Raw genomic sequence first — 14,474 nt, 5'->3', positions numbered from 1 at the left:
GCGTCAAATGTCGAATAGGAGACAAGGATATTCACAAGAGTGAACGTGGCGCAATCCCGCCGACCCCGGCGTCCCCGGGGCCCGGTTACCTCCGGCGTGCGATCGCCCGGCCCGCGACCCGGCCGGAGAAGATGCATCCGCCGAGGAAGGTGCCCTCGAGCGCGTTGTAGCCGTGGACGCCGCCACCGCCGAAACCGGCAACCTCGCCTGCGGCGTAGAGGCCCTCGAAGACCGAACCGTCGGGACGCATGACCGCCGAGTCGAGGTTGGTCTCGAGTCCGCCGAGCGTCTTGCGGGTCAAGATGTTCAGCCGCACCGCGATCAGTGGGCCGTGCTCGGGGTCGAGGATCTTGTGCGGTTTGGCCACCCGGGCCGCTTTGTCGCCGAGATACTGTCGCGCGTTGGTGATGGCCATGAGCTGCGCGTCCTTGGAGAACTTGTTGTCGACGTCGGCGTCACGAGCGGAGATGATGCGTTCGACCTTTTGTAGATCCACCTGTGGGCCGCGGGTGATCTTGTTCATCCCGTGCACGAGTTCGGCGAGGTTGTCGGCGACGACGAAATCCTCACCGTGTTCGACGAACGCGGCCACCGGTCCCGGGGCACCCTTGGCCAGACGACTCTTGGCGGCAAACTTGAGATCCTTGCGCGTCAGATCCGGATTCTGCTCGGAGCCCGAGAGCATGAACTCCTTCTCGATGATCGACTGCGTGAGTATGAACCACGAGTAGTCGTGACCGGTCGCGAGGATCGCCTTCATTGTCGAGTTGGTATCAAAGCCGGGGAAGTTCGGCGGGGCCAGCCGGTCGCCGTTGGCGTCGAGCCAGATCGACGAGGGTCCGGGAATGATCCGGATGGCGTGGTTGGGCCAAATCGGGTCCCAATTGATGATGCCTTCGGTGTAGTGCCACATTCGGTCGCGATTCACCAGACTCGCACCCGCGTCCTCGGCGATGCCGAGCATCCGGCCGTCCACGTGGGCGGGCACGCCGGCGATCATCGTCTTCGGCGCCGGCCCGAGTCGCTCCACCGGCCAGTTCTTGCGGATCAGGTCATGGTTGTGGCCAATCCCGCCGGTGGTGAGCACGACGGCGCCGGCGCGGATCTCGAAGTCGCCGACCACCTCGCGGCTCGACGCCTTCCCTCGCTCGAGGTCGGTGGGCTCGAGCAGGGCGCCCCTGACCCCGACCGCCATACCGTCGTCAACGACGAGATCGTCGACGCGATGGCGGAAACGGAACTCGACCAGACCGCGCCGCTCGGCGTCGAGCACCGGCTCGGCGAATATTCGCACCACCTCCGGGCCGGTGCCCCACGTCAGATGGAATCGCGGTACCGAGTTGCCGTGGCCATCGGCGAATCCGCCGCCGCGCTCGGCCCATCCCACCAGCGGTGCCCGCAGGCCGAGGTCGTGCAGGTACTGCCGCTTCTCGGTCGCGGCGAAGTCGACGTAGGCGCGGGCCCACTGCCGCGGCCAGTAGTCTTCGTCGTCGCGGTCGAAGCCGGCCGAGCCCATCCAGTCCTGCAGCGCCAACTCGGCGGAGTCGTGAATACCGAGACGCCGTTGCTCGGGGGTGTCGACGAGGAACAGCCCACCCAACGACCAGAACGCCTGCCCGCCGAGATTGTTGCGGTTCTCCTGATCGACGACGATCACCGTGCGTCCGGCACGGGTGAGTTCGTAGGTGGCGACAAGTCCGGCCAAACCGGCACCGACGACGATGGCGTCGGCCTGCTGCTGAGTCACTGGACCTCCCTGAGAGTCGATACCGACACTAATGCGCTCGACACCTGATCGGCACCGGTGCGGGACATCAGGCATTCACCGACAACTCTTTGAGGACTCTCAGGACATTTCGGACCGCATCTCGGGATTCCTTCTCCGATGTGATCAAGTCGACGTTCAACCGTGATTGGCGCAGGTGACGGCCATCACCCGAGCCTGGCAGCATCTGTCGCAGTGGGTGGTGGCCCCTCGAACGCCTTTGCCGCGGTGTTATGGGGCCGTTACTATCGGCCGCGACGGGGATCGTCCCGGGCGGAGAGCCGCCACCACCCCGCACCACCCATGTGAACGAGCCCGCTCGGGTCACGATCGTAAGGATTGACAACATATGCTGACTCGCGCCCGTAAGCGCCTGGTGGCGGGAATGGTGGCCGTTGCCGCCCTTGCCGGTGTCACCACGGTTGCCGCGCCAGCCGCCCATGCTGCCAACGGCTGTGGAGTGGAGAACGTCTACTCCGCCGCCATGCACCGCTCCGTGCCCGTGTGCATCGTTGACGGAGGAGGCGGAGGACCCAAGCCGACCCTCTATCTGCTCGACGGTCTGCGTGCGCCCAATAACAGCAGCGGCTGGCTGATCAACACCGACGTGGCCCGCTGGATGGGCGGTAAGGGCACCAATGTCGTGATCCCGTTCGGCGGTGGCGGCAGCTTCTACACCAACTGGGAGCGTCCCGACCCGAAGCTGGGCATCAATAAGTGGGAAACGTTCCTGACTCGCGAACTGCCCGCCTACATGGCCAAGCAGCACAACAGCGACAACCGTCGCAACGGCATCGCCGGCTTGTCGATGTCGGGCACCTCCGCGCTGAACCTGGCGTCGCGTCACCCGGGCTTCTACAAGGCCGTGGCGTCCTACAGCGGCTACCCGACGGTGACCATGCCCGGTTTCACCCAGGGCATCCAGGCCTCGGTCTCGACGATGGGCGGCGACCCCAACAACATGTGGGGCATCTACCCGGCCGGCGAGTGGTTCCAGAACGACCCGTTCCTCTCGGCGGGCAACCTCTCCGGTCATTACGTCTACGTCTCGTCAGGCTCCGGCATGGGCAGCAAGTACGACTCGTCGATCACGCCGGGCAGCGCGAACTTCAATCCGGTGCACTTCGCCCAGATGGTCCCGCTTGAGGTGGCGGCGTCGACCAGCAGCCGGATCTACATCGCCCGCCTGCAAACACTGCCGATCCACCTCACCACCAACATCACCCCGGACGGCGATCACTGGTGGACCTACTGGCAGAGCGATTTCAAACAGTCCTGGCGTACCACCTTCGCCCCGGCGTTCTTCTGATCAACTGATCAGGATTCGGGCGCCCCGGGAGGGTTTCCGTTGAACACGAACGAGGGCCGGTGATCATTGATCACCGGCCCTCGTTGTTCGTTGCGACGGGTCTGCGGCGATCTACATCGGTCGGCGGACCGGGTACGTGCGCGTGCCCGGCTGCCCCGAGGTGGCGGCCAGGTGCGGCGCCCGTGTCGGGGAGAGCACGTGCGCGACGCTGCCGTGCGGCGACCGACGTGGAGGATCAGCACTGCGGCGACTGCGCCGCCCAGGGCGCAACCCGGTGCACCCGGAGGCGCCGCATATGCTCGCCCACTCATCTCGGCAGAGGTTCAGTCGGATCGCCCGCCACGACAGACCCGCCACGACGACAGGCCGCTATCGGCTACTCCGCTGGCGGCCGCCGGAAGACCGTCGTTTCACCGTCCGTGGGATCGCCCTTCTCGTGGGCGCCGCCCTCATGGGCGACGTCCTCGGAACCCGTTGACGCCGAAGGTGAATCGTCGATCGAACGGAAGTCCCGATCGCCGTCGATCTTCGGTGCCGGTCCCTCGACGCGGGAGATGCGTTGGGTGGGCCGATCCCAGAGATAGGCGCTGTCGTCGTCCGCGGGATTGGGGGACTGCGGCGCGCTGTGCCGAGAGCGCTGGGAGGCGATGACCGCCGTCGGTGCCGTCGCTGAAGCGGCACCGCTCGCCGGCACGACGGCCGTCGGCTCATCCGAGCCGGGCGCGCCCCATCCGGGCTCGCCAGGGTCGGGCACCTCGCCGCCGCGTCCGCCGTCCCGCAGAGCCTCACCGTCCGGGTCGTTGTCGGTATCGGTCGGGCGGGTGCGGCGGGCGCGCAGCAGCAACAGCAGCCATGCGAGCAGCAGGAGCACCCCGACGATGCCCAGGATCAGCGGTAACCAGAAATTACCGAGTTTCAGCAAACCCATGTAGTGCTTGGCTTTCGACGTCTGCTCGGAGACGGTGTCGTCGGTCCAGGCGAAGGTGCCTTTCAGCGCGTCGAGTTGATAGTTGCGTACCGCGGCCGGGGTGGAGTCATCGTCCTTGTACGGCGACCGGAAGTACTGATGTTGCTCCTCACGGCCGTCGACGATGGTGCCGGTCTCCGGCTCCACCCAGACCTCGCGGGTGGCGCTTGCGTAGCGGTGCATGTTGACCTGCTGGTTGGGCCGCACGCCGGCTCCGGAGATGCCCCACCACTTCGCCGGCATCGTCAGCATGGTGCCGAGCGCTGCTTCGTTCTGCGGGTTGGGCAGTGTCGACAGGTCGGTCTCGGGTACCTGGCTCCGGAAGTGGTAGGTCTTGACGCCGTCGATGGTCTCCTCCCCGACGAACGCGGCATCGGTGTCCTGGCGGGTAGTGAGGTCGTAGTAGAGATACGAACGCTTCTTCGTGTCGAACGGAAACTTGTACTGGAATCCCTTGCGGTTGGTGAGCTGCACCGACACGTCCTTGGCGTCGACTCCCTTGGGCGCGGCCTCGACCTGCAGGGAGCTGACGGTGCCATTGGGTACCGAGGTCTTGCGGCTCACCGACACCCGGTCAATGGTCGCGGTCAACAGGCCGTCGTTGCATTGCAGGTCGCCGTCGGCCGTGGGCGCCGCAGGCGCCGCCTCGTCGCCGCCTGCGGTGCGCGTTCGGTCGACCTGCACGGTCTGTGCGGACTGGATGGTGGCTTGCCGCCGATCTGATGGGTCGACGATCACCGACCGGCGTTGCTGAGTCAGGTGCGCCTGCAAGGTTTTGGCCTTGGCCTGACCAATCGAGCAGCGATCGAAGATGACCGCCGGGAAGCGTTCACCGGGAGAACCGTCGGCAGGCACGCTGGTCGCATTGGACGTGATGTCGAGATCGAGCGGAACCACCCGGAGCTGCGGGACCAGGGCCAGCGGAATGGCGATCGCAGCGGTGACACATGCCACGCCGAAAAACGCCAGCAGCGCCGGCAACACTCGTTTCATCAATCGTCTCCCTCAGGTTGGCGACGTCGAGCCGTCGTCGGGCGCTCGCGGCTGCGTTCCACCCTAATGGCGGGTGCCGGTGGTACGGTCCAACGCCTCGCCCATCGGCTCAGCGGCCCGCCGATACCGCCGACCGACGATCGTGCTCGGCTTCTTTCATGATCCCGGCCATGTATCCGTAGATCTCGCGGTCGCTCATTGCCTTCCACCGCGGGGCCAGCAGCTTCATGTACCTCTCGACGTAGAGGAGTTGCTTGCCCACCAATACCAGCTCGCGCGGCAGCCGGGCGTCGTGGGCGCGCGCGACGTCGGCGAGCTGACGACCCAGATCGGTGTAACTCATCGAGCCGAGGTCGGTGCCCGACAACGGCTTGGCCACTCTCTCGATGTCGGCGCCGCCCGCCGTGGTCGAGCCCGGATTGCGTACCGCGCCGAGCAGGAAGATCGCGCGGCCGGCCGATTCGTAGTCGTTGCGCACGATCAGATCCACGACGAGCTGACGCAGGATGCGCCGGGTGCGGGGGGTGAACCGTCCGACGATGCCGAAGTCGAGCAGCACCAGTCGGCCCGCATCGTCCACCAGCACATTGCCCGCGTGCAGGTCGCCGTGGAACAGGCCACCGTGGAACGCCGATTCCAGAAGGGACAGCAGGAGATTGCGACACAGCGCAACACCGTCGTGCCCGGCGGCGCGGACTGCGGCGGCATCGTCGATGCGAGTGGCGTAGATGCGCTCCATCGTGAGCACGCGGGCGGTGGTGAACTCGTCGTAGACGGCGGGCACGCGCACCCGGTCGCCAAACGGGCCCGGGCGCAGGCATTCGTACCATTCGCGCATTGTCGATGCCTCATTGCGGAAATCCAGTTCGGCGTCGAGACCGGTCGCGAAGTCCTCGACGACGTGCCGGGCGCTGAGCATGCGACCGTACTCCGATAGTTCGGCCAGCGCCGCGAACCGATCGAGGATGGCGACATCGGGTGCCAGCCGCTCGCCGATGCCCGGCCGCTGGATCTTGACGACCACCTCGGTGCCGTCGGCGAGTGTGGCCGTGTGGACCTGGGCGATCGACGCCGACGCGATCGGCTCGGTGTCGAAGGTCGCGAACACGTCCTCGGGCGGCCGCCCGAACTCCTCGATGAACAGTGCACGGATGTCGGCATCGTCGGCCGGGGAGACCCGGTCGAGCAGCGACTCGAACTCCGAGGCCAGGGTCTCGGTGAAGACTCCCGGGCTCGATGCGATCAACTGACCGAGCTTCACGTAGGTGGGGCCGAGATGCTCGAAGGTGGTGCGGATCTCGTGGGCTGCGCGTCGGGCCGTGCGCTGTGCGGTCGGCGGGCGCAGCCGCAGCGCGTCGGCGGCGGTGCCGAGCGCGAACCGGGCCACTCCGGCTGTTGCGTGCACGGCCGTCGAGCCGAATCGATACGCCTCCGACAGGGGCGACACCGGCCGCAACTGCGTGCGCGCCACTCCCTTCTCATGCGGATCGAGAAGACCGGAGGACTCCGTGCGCGGGGTGTTGACTAGGGGCTTGTTCATGATCGTCACCGTCGGCCAGTGTACCGAGCGTCACCTCGTCCACCCGGCTTGCGGCGCGTCCGGTGCTACCCGTGGGCGGGTTCTCCGGTGAGACGATGATCGGCGTGATTGATCGCCTCGGCGACGAGACGGCTCACGTGACCGTCGCGGATGCGATAGATCACGCGGCGGCCGTCGCGGCGGGTGTCGACGAGGCCGGTGAAACGCAGTTTGGCCAGGTGCTGACTGACCGCGGTACGTGACGCGCCGACCGCTGCGGTAAGCGCGGAGACATCGGCCTCACCCTTGGTGAGCAGCCACAATAGGTGTAGGCGTGTGGGGTCGGCGAGCATCGAGAAGGTCGACGCCGCGGTGCCGAGAAGCTCGGGGTCGGCGTGTACACGATGGTGCAGACTCGGCGTCGGCGAGTCGTCCTCGACCTTCATCTGACCTCGTCCACCTGACCTCGCGTGCGGTGCGGCGGCTCGACGCGCGCCGTGGGTCATCGTAGGGGAGAGATCGCGAGCCGCGCGGGCGACGATGCGGATTCGTCGGCGGTGGCGGCCCGGCCGGTCCAGGTGGCGAATCCGGTGGCCACCGCGGCCAGCACGGCCACGACGCCGACCGTTGCGGCCGAACCGACGACTGCCGGGCCCCAGCCGGCGATCGAGTAGGTCAGCAGGAACCCGGCGTGTGACAACGAGAACTGCGCGGCGAAGACGTCGTCGCGCACCGTCGTCGGCGTACGCTCGCGGATCAGTCGGGGCACGGTGGTGTTGACCATGGAGGTGGCCGCGCCGAGCACCACCCAGGTCGGTAGCAGGGCCGCAGCGCTGGGCCGCGCGGCCAACCACCAGGCCGCACCGGCCAACCCGACGGCGCACGTACCCGCACCGGTAAGCAAGACCGTCGCCACCCCCACACGACGGGACAGCACGGGTACCAGCAGCGTCGCCACCAGCGATCCGCCGCCGAAGACCGCCAGCGCGACGGCGACGGTCGAATCGCTGCCGTGTAGATCGGCGCGGACGTAGACCACCGTGCCGACGAATACCACCGCGGTCGCCGCCGCGACGGCGAGGTTGGCCCACAAGATCCGACGGAGCACTCGGTGGGCGAACATGATTCGCACACCCGAGCCGAGCCTGTCGACAAAGGTGGCCGTCGTCGGAGAAGTGGGATGGGTGTGGTGTAGTCCCGAGGTGCGCACCAGCAGTGCTGAGCACACGAAACCGACTGCGGTGCAGGCGAAGAGTGTCGAGTAGGACCACACGGTCAACAATGCGGCCGCGAGCAGCGGGCTCAGGAGCGCCTCGAGGTCGTAGGCGGCGCGTGACGCCGAGACCGCGGCGGTGTAGTCGTCCTCGTCGCCGACGACGTGGGCCAGCGTCGCGGAGAATGTCGGCGTGAATGTTGCCGACGCCGCCTGCAGGGCGAAGATGAGCAGATAGACCTGCCACGTGTGCTCCACCCACGGCAGACACGCTGCCATGGCAGTGCGGGTCAGATCGGCACCGACGAGCACACGGGTCGGGGACAACCGTGCCAGCCATGCGCGCATGACCGGCGCCATCACCACATACGCCACCATCTTGACCGCCAGCGCTGTGCCGAGGATCTGTGCCGCGGAATCGCCGGCCAGGCGGTAGGCGAGTAGTCCCAGCGCGACCGTCATCAGTCCGGTTCCGGCCAGCGACACGATCTGCGCCAGATAGAGCCGCCCGAACGTCGGGTTGGTGAGTAGGTTGCGCACTGGACGAACCTTACTCATATGTGCGCATATGCGCACCTGACTGATATGTCGGGCGTACCAGGTGGCGTAGAGTCCGCCGAGGCAGGTTTTCGACTGGGAATCGAAAACGTGCTTCGCTGGTTGTTCGTCAGAGATTCCCGTTGCCGCAGCCGCGGTGGCGGGAGCAAAGAAAGAGGTGGACATGGTCGTGCCGCGATCCGCCGACCTCGTCGTGGTCGGCGCGGGAGTGGCGGGTATCGCCGCGGTACTCACCGCACGGGCTGCCGGACTACGCGTCGTCGTGGTGCACAAGGGCCCGCGTTGGCAGGCCGACCGGACCGAACAGGCCACCGCCACCTTCTACGCGCAGGGTGGTGTCGCGGTGGTCATGCCCGACAACCCCGCCGACTCCGTTGACTCGCATCTCGCCGACACCCTCGCTGCCGGCGCGGGATTGAGCGGTCCCGTCGCGAGCCGGTCCATCCTCGGCGCGGGATGGGCCGCGGTCTCCGAATTGATCTCGTGGGGAACGCAATTCGATCGAGATCCCACCGGTGCGCTAGCTCGCACGCGAGAGGGCGGCCACCGGGTACGGCGCATTGTGCACGCCGGTGGTGACGCGACCGGTGCGGCAGTGCAGCGCGCATTGTGGGTGGCGCTGGGCGAGGCGCAGGCGGCAGGCGGAATCGAGTGCCTCGACGAATCGGTGGTGACGCAGGTGCTCACCGACATCGCAGGTCGTGTGGTGGGCGTTTCCTACGTCCGCGCTGGGGTCGCCGAACCCGGCGTTGTGCTCGCGCCGACAGTCCTGCTGGCCACCGGCGGGGCGGGGCATCTGTACGCGGCCACGACCAATCCGTCCGGGGCTACCGGAGACGGAATCGCCCTGGCGCTTCGTGCCGGGGCCCGCATCGCCGACCTGGAGTTCATCCAATTCCATCCGACGATGCTGTACACACCGGGAGAGCGCGGGCGGCGGACCCTGGTCACCGAGGCGATCCGCGGTGAGGGCGGACGGCTCGTCGACGCCGACGGAGCGTCGGTGACGGCGGGCGTGCATCCACTGGGCGATCTCGCTCCCCGCGACGTCGTCGCCAACGCCGCGATGGCAGCCATCGACCGCACCGGCCATCCGTGCGTCTATCTCGACATTTCGGGTATCGAGCGCTTCGCTGCTCGATTCCCGACGGTCACCGCGGGTGTGCGGGCGGCCGGGCTGTCCCTGCACTCCGGCCTGATCCCGGTGGTACCTGGGGCGCATTACCAGTGCGGCGGCGTGGTCACCGACACCTTCGCTCGCACCGGTGTGCCCGGACTGCTGGCGGCCGGTGAGGTGGCCCGTACCGGTCTGCACGGCGCAAACCGACTCGCCTCCAACAGCCTTCTCGAGGGCGTGGTGATGGGTATCCGTGCGGCCGGCGTCGCGGTGACCGACCGCGGCGCGATCCGGGGAGACGCTGTCGACGGGGTGTATTGCGACCAGGACCTACCCGCACTCGACCGCACGACCCTTCAGGACGCGATGAGCCGCCACGTCGCGCTGCGCCGCGACGCCTCGGGGCTCGCCGCGGTCGCAACGCTGCTGGAGTCGGCACCGAGGCGCCGGATCGCGGGCGTCGCCGACGCCGAGGATGCCTCGCTCACCCTGACTGCCGGGGTGGTCGTGGCCGCGGCGGCGGCACGCGGTGAATCACGGGGCTGCCACGTGCGTTCGGACTTTCCGCGGTCCGAACTCGATGCGAGGTCGAGGTATTTCGGTCTGGCGAGAGGTGTGATTTCCGAGGTCGCCGACGCCGCGCCGGTGAGCGTCCTGGGGTAGCCCCGACGGGCCTTCCTTCGTACACTGACCGGCGGGTCGCGTTCTCATACCCATATGGTGACGAGAAGGCTCTCGGTGCGTCAGGTTCGCCCTCGGTAAACGACGCGTGGACCCACTGGGCACAGCGCGGTCGGACCGCGCGAATGGGAGGTTCGATGGACAGCGAGGGCTGCTGGTCGACGGTGGTCAGCACGGCTGCCGAACGCCGCGCGCTGGGACTTCCGGAGTCGGCCGGGTGGATGCTCGAATGTCGCCTGCCGATCGGTCACCGCAGTAATCACGCCACCGACGGCAGCACTTCGCCGCGCACTGATCGTCGAGTCTGGCTGGAATGGAGCGACTTCGCCCCGCACGCGCAGTCGCTGATCGAACGCAATCCCTGCCCGTTGCGCTCGCTGGAGAACGCTGGGTGCCTCTACTTCCACGGCCACCCCGGGCCGCACCTCTACGCCCGTTCCAATGGTCACGCGCCGACTGCGATGTCGGGGATGGCCGCGGGCGGTCACGGCCCTGCCGTGCAATACTCCTCGGCGCCCGGGTATTCGACGCAGGGCACAGCACCAGGTCCGAGCGGATCTCACGGGCCCTCCACCGGTGACCTGCCGGTCGCGGGGGCAGGCGTCCGCGGGTCGCATCGGATGCCGGAGCCGCCTCGTCCTGAACTCTCCCGTCCCGAACCCTTCGGGCCGGAACCTTCCAGCTCCGCGCCGCCGATCGTCGGAGAGTCGGACTATCGGGGTGGCCGTCGGTCCACCGACTCGGCGCCCCCGCACGATCAGACCCACGGCCGACGCCACAGCGTCGACGTGCCCGCTTCGCGTCCGGAGCCCACCTTGGCGCCGGACCAGCCGGACGTGGCCGCCGTCGCTGCGGGCCCTACACCCGCGGAGTCCGCGGCCCAGGAATCTGCCCACGCACACGACACGCATCCGGCCTTGGGGCTGACCGAAGTCGGCGATGCGCTGGACGACGTCGCCAGAGCCTTGGTGCGACTGGCCGCCGCGCTGCGGCGCGACTGACCGCCGACGGCGCCCCTCCCCGCGCTGACGGCGCCCGCTCGGCACCCCTCTCCGCTCTTGCATACCCTAGGGGGGTAGCGTGTGTCGTCCGGATGGCGTATACCTGTGGGGGGTATCAGGACGCGATGCCCGAGGAGGACATCATGGATCACGGCGGACATGGCTACATCGGTAACAAGGATGACTACCTGCGTCGCCTTCGGCGGATCGAGGGCCAGGCCCGCGGTCTGCAGCGAATGGTCGACGAAGAGAAATACTGCATCGACATCCTCACCCAGGTCTCGGCGATGACCAAGGCGCTGCATGCGGTCAGTCTCGGCTTGCTCGAGGAGCATATGAATCACTGTGTGGTTCGGGCGGCCCAGGAAGGCGACGCCGAGGGCAAAGCCAAGGTAGACGAGGCCGTGCAAGCGATTGCCCGCTTGGTCAAGTCCTGAAACCCACTGTTCGACAATCATTGACACCCTGACAAGGAGCGTGCTCATGGTGAGCGAGACATATACCGTCACCGGCATGACCTGCGGCCACTGCGCAGCGTCGGTTCGCGAGGAGATCGAGGAGATCCCCGGTGTGCAGAACGTGGAGGTGACTGTCGAATCCGGACGGGTGGAGGTGACGAGCGAGACGCCCCTCGACCGTGAGGTCCTCGCCCGCGCCATCACTGAAGCCGGTTACCAATTGGTGTGACCCGCAGATGATCCCGACCACCGTCGCGTCGAACGCCCTCGTGCGGGCCGCCGCCTTCCTGCTGGCACTTGCAGCGGTCTTCGCCATCGCGTTCGCCGTCGGGCGAGTAGTCGCCCCCGACGCGGGAGTTCCTGTGCCCGAACATCACTCGACCACCGCTGACCTCCACGGAGGTCGCCGATGACCGCACCCACCACCGGACGCATCGACCTCGACATCGAAGGGATGACCTGCGCGTCGTGCGCCAATCGCATCGAGCGCACGCTCAACAAGCTCGACGGCGTGCACGCCACCGTCAACTTCGCAACCGAACGTGCTCAGGTCGACCATACCTCCGAGGTGGACACCGCCGCGCTCATCGAGGCCATCCACTCCGCAGGATATGACGCCGTGCCCGTCGATCACGTCCCGTCGGGGGCTGCCGACCCAGACGCCGACCCGGACCTCGGCGCACTGCGTACCCGAGTGCTGATCAGTGCCGCACTGACCATTCCGGTCGTCGTGCTCGCGATGGTCCCGGCGTGGCAGTTCACCTACTGGCAGTGGCTGTCGTTGACGCTCGCCGCACCCGTGGTGGTGTGGGGCGCGTGGCCATTTCACCGCGCTGCCTTGGTGAACCTGCGTCATGGCGCCACCACTATGGACACCCTGGTGTCGATGGGGACACTGGCCGCCTTCGGGTGGTCGCTCTACGCCTTGTTCCTCGGCACCGCAGGCGAGCCCGGTATGACCCACGGGTTCGACCTGATCCCGCACCGCGGCGACGGCGGCGCCAACATCTATCTCGAGGCCGCTGCGGGTGTCACAACGTTGCTGCTCCTCGGTAGATATCTGGAGAAGCGCGCGACGCGCACCGCCGGCGATGCACTGCGCGCCCTGATGCGGCTGGGCGCCAAGGATGTTGCCGTCGTACGCGACGGCGTCGAACGGCGGATTCCGATCGCAGAGCTGGCGGTCGGCGACGAATTCGTCGTACGACCCGGCGAGAAGATCGCCACCGACGGCGTTGTCGTCAGTGGCTCGTCTGCGATCGACGCGTCGATGGTGACCGGGGAATCGATACCGGCCGAGGTCGGCCCCGGCGACGGGGTGGTCGGCGCGACGATCAACACCAGCGGCCGGCTGCTGGTGCAGGCTACCCGCGTCGGCGCCGACACCGCCCTGGCGCAGATGACCCGAATAGTCGCTGACGCCCAGGCCGGCAAGGCCGGGGCGCAGCGCCTCGCCGACCGGATCTCCAGCTGGTTCGTGCCCGTGGTCATCACGATTGCCGTTGCTGCACTGGGATTCTGGCTGGGCGTCACGATCGCGTCCGATTCGCCGGTGAGCTTCGCATTCACCGCGGCCGTCTCCGTTCTGATCATCGCGTGTCCGTGTGCGCTGGGTTTGGCGACGCCGACGGCGCTGATGGTGGGCACCGGTCGTGGTGCGCAACTCGGCATCCTGGTGACCGGCCCCGAGGTTCTCGAACAGACCCGGCGGATCGACACCGTACTGCTCGACAAGACCGGCACCGTCACCACCGGCGTCATGCGGGTCGAGAAGGTCCAGCCCGCCTACGGAGTCGATGCCGATCGTATCCTGGCGGCTGCGGCAGCGGTCGAGTCGGCATCCGAGCACCCTCTCGGCAAGGCGATTGTCGCTGCCGCCCAGCATCTCCCGGTTCGCGACGTCACCGACTTCACCTGCACCGAAGGAGTCGGTGTCAGCGGGATCGTGGGCAGTGAGAGGGTGCGCGTCGGTAGCGCTCGGGAACTCGGTGGGCACTTGCCCATGAGGTTGCACCAGGCACTCGACGCCGCACACGGACGGGGAGCGACCGCGGTCGTCGTCGGCATCGACGGTGACGACCACGCTACCGAGTACGGGGTGATCGTCGTCGCCGACACGGTCAAAGAGTCCTCACGAGAAGCGGTCTCACAACTCAAACGCATGGGCCTGACACCGGTTCTGCTGACCGGTGACAACACAGGCGCGGCGCGTTTCGTGGCCGACCTGGTCGGCATCGGTCAGGTGATAGCCGAGGCACGGCCCGCGGAAAAGGTGAACGCGATCAAGGACTTTCAACGTCGGGGTGACGTGGTTGCGATGGTCGGTGATGGCATCAACGACGCCGCCGCGCTCGCTCAGGCCGATCTGGGTGTGTCGATGGGTACCGGTACCGACGTCGCGATTGCGGCCGCCGATCTCACCATTGTCGACGGTGATCTGCGTAAGGTGGTTGATGCCATCGCGCTCTCGCGACGCACGCTGCGCACCATCCGCGGAAACCTCTTCTGGGCCTTCGGGTATAACGTCGCGGCGCTGCCGATCGCTGCGGCCGGACTGCTGAACCCGATGATGGCCGGGGCCGCGATGGCCTTCTCGTCGGTCTTCGTGGTCGCCAACAGCCTCCGGCTCAGAGGTGTCCGCCCGCGTGCGTGGTGACGCACCGACCACAATCCACACCGCACCCGGCGAGTCCGATACACGGGAGTTCAGCATCGGTCACGGTGTCACCGGAGTAGTGTCCGCCTGTGTCCACCCTTGCGAAACATCGTCAATCGGATCGTCGAACGTGTCATCGTCGATCACGACGTTGGCCGGCTGGCTGGGCGCGGGAGGATGACCTATTCATGAAGCGGTAGTGCGGACTTCACGCACCAGAGGCCCGCATAGGCATGT

At 67.4% G+C, this 14,474-nt stretch carries 12 protein-coding genes; 7 read left to right on the top strand and 5 right to left on the bottom strand.

Translation table 11 applies throughout. The features are described 5' to 3' along the window. Window positions 1–85: 85 nt before the first annotated feature. The gene (locus EF294_RS14465) at window positions 86–1,747 is read right to left on the bottom strand and encodes an FAD-binding dehydrogenase (RefSeq protein WP_123931304.1); all 1,662 of its coding nucleotides are present in this window, start codon (window positions 1,745–1,747) and stop codon (window positions 86–88) included. A 367-nt stretch (window positions 1,748–2,114) separates the two neighbouring features. Here EF294_RS14465 and EF294_RS14460 point away from each other — a divergent pair, with 367 nt between their 5' ends. Then, window positions 2,115–3,074, top strand: coding sequence for an alpha/beta hydrolase (locus EF294_RS14460; RefSeq protein ID WP_123931302.1), 960 nt, complete (start codon window positions 2,115–2,117; stop codon window positions 3,072–3,074). 376 nt (window positions 3,075–3,450) lie between these two features. Here the strand turns inward: EF294_RS14460 and pgfA are convergent, their stop codons facing one another. The 4 genes from pgfA to EF294_RS14440 all read right to left on the bottom strand — a co-directional run bounded on the left by pgfA (window position 3,451) and on the right by EF294_RS14440 (window position 8,324). Further along, window positions 3,451–5,034, bottom strand: coding sequence for a cell envelope lipid trafficking protein PgfA (gene pgfA, locus EF294_RS14455; protein WP_246007870.1), 1,584 nt, complete (start codon window positions 5,032–5,034; stop codon window positions 3,451–3,453). Between the two features lie 109 nt (window positions 5,035–5,143). Next, a complete protein-coding gene (locus tag EF294_RS14450; protein WP_123931298.1) occupies window positions 5,144–6,583 on the bottom strand; it encodes an ABC1 kinase family protein in 1,440 nt (479 codons plus the stop codon). Between the two features lie 56 nt (window positions 6,584–6,639). Further along, entirely contained in the window at window positions 6,640–6,999 is a 360-nt protein-coding gene (locus EF294_RS14445) for an ArsR/SmtB family transcription factor (RefSeq protein WP_123931296.1), read from the bottom strand. 56 nt (window positions 7,000–7,055) lie between these two features. Beyond that, window positions 7,056–8,324: an MFS transporter gene (locus tag EF294_RS14440; protein ID WP_123931294.1), complete on the bottom strand. Its 1,269-nt coding sequence runs from the start codon at window positions 8,322–8,324 to the stop codon at window positions 7,056–7,058. A 163-nt stretch (window positions 8,325–8,487) separates the two neighbouring features. Here EF294_RS14440 and nadB point away from each other — a divergent pair, with 163 nt between their 5' ends. The 6 genes from nadB to EF294_RS14415 all read left to right on the top strand — a co-directional run bounded on the left by nadB (window position 8,488) and on the right by EF294_RS14415 (window position 14,237). Next, a complete protein-coding gene (gene nadB, locus EF294_RS14435; RefSeq protein ID WP_123931292.1) occupies window positions 8,488–10,104 on the top strand; it encodes an L-aspartate oxidase in 1,617 nt (538 codons plus the stop codon). A 155-nt stretch (window positions 10,105–10,259) separates the two neighbouring features. Beyond that, window positions 10,260–11,123 (top strand): hypothetical protein, encoded by an 864-nt coding sequence (locus tag EF294_RS14430; protein ID WP_123931290.1) that lies wholly within the window; start codon window positions 10,260–10,262, stop codon window positions 11,121–11,123. Between the two features lie 143 nt (window positions 11,124–11,266). Further along, the gene (locus EF294_RS14425) at window positions 11,267–11,560 is read left to right on the top strand and encodes a metal-sensitive transcriptional regulator (protein WP_185091097.1); all 294 of its coding nucleotides are present in this window, start codon (window positions 11,267–11,269) and stop codon (window positions 11,558–11,560) included. A 46-nt stretch (window positions 11,561–11,606) separates the two neighbouring features. Continuing rightward, the gene (locus EF294_RS14420) at window positions 11,607–11,810 is read left to right on the top strand and encodes a heavy-metal-associated domain-containing protein (protein WP_123931286.1); all 204 of its coding nucleotides are present in this window, start codon (window positions 11,607–11,609) and stop codon (window positions 11,808–11,810) included. Between the two features lie 7 nt (window positions 11,811–11,817). Beyond that, window positions 11,818–11,994, top strand: coding sequence for a hypothetical protein (locus EF294_RS21485; protein WP_185091093.1), 177 nt, complete (start codon window positions 11,818–11,820; stop codon window positions 11,992–11,994). Continuing rightward, window positions 11,991–14,237 (top strand): heavy metal translocating P-type ATPase, encoded by a 2,247-nt coding sequence (locus EF294_RS14415; RefSeq protein ID WP_123931284.1) that lies wholly within the window; start codon window positions 11,991–11,993, stop codon window positions 14,235–14,237. The genes EF294_RS21485 and EF294_RS14415 overlap by 4 nt, the downstream gene beginning before the upstream one ends. Window positions 14,238–14,474: the final 237 nt, after the last annotated feature.

The organism is Gordonia oryzae, assembly GCF_003797185.1.
GTDB classification, from domain to species: domain Bacteria; phylum Actinomycetota; class Actinomycetes; order Mycobacteriales; family Mycobacteriaceae; genus Gordonia; species Gordonia oryzae.
This window is presented reverse-complemented; position numbering and strand designations above follow the sequence as displayed.

Coding starts and splice junctions, on each gene's coding strand:
- EF294_RS14460 (WP_123931302.1), top strand. CDS start 2,115: ATGCTGACTCGCGCCCGTAAGCGCCTGGTGGCGGGAATGGTGGCCGTT.
- pgfA (WP_246007870.1), bottom strand. CDS start 5,034: ATGAAACGAGTGTTGCCGGCGCTGCTGGCGTTTTTCGGCGTGGCATGT.
- EF294_RS14445 (WP_123931296.1), bottom strand. CDS start 6,999: ATGAAGGTCGAGGACGACTCGCCGACGCCGAGTCTGCACCATCGTGTA.
- EF294_RS14440 (WP_123931294.1), bottom strand. CDS start 8,324: ATGAGTAAGGTTCGTCCAGTGCGCAACCTACTCACCAACCCGACGTTC.
- nadB (WP_123931292.1), top strand. CDS start 8,488: ATGGTCGTGCCGCGATCCGCCGACCTCGTCGTGGTCGGCGCGGGAGTG.
- EF294_RS14430 (WP_123931290.1), top strand. CDS start 10,260: ATGGACAGCGAGGGCTGCTGGTCGACGGTGGTCAGCACGGCTGCCGAA.
- EF294_RS14425 (WP_185091097.1), top strand. CDS start 11,267: ATGGATCACGGCGGACATGGCTACATCGGTAACAAGGATGACTACCTG.
- EF294_RS14420 (WP_123931286.1), top strand. CDS start 11,607: ATGGTGAGCGAGACATATACCGTCACCGGCATGACCTGCGGCCACTGC.
- EF294_RS21485 (WP_185091093.1), top strand. CDS start 11,818: ATGATCCCGACCACCGTCGCGTCGAACGCCCTCGTGCGGGCCGCCGCC.
- EF294_RS14415 (WP_123931284.1), top strand. CDS start 11,991: ATGACCGCACCCACCACCGGACGCATCGACCTCGACATCGAAGGGATG.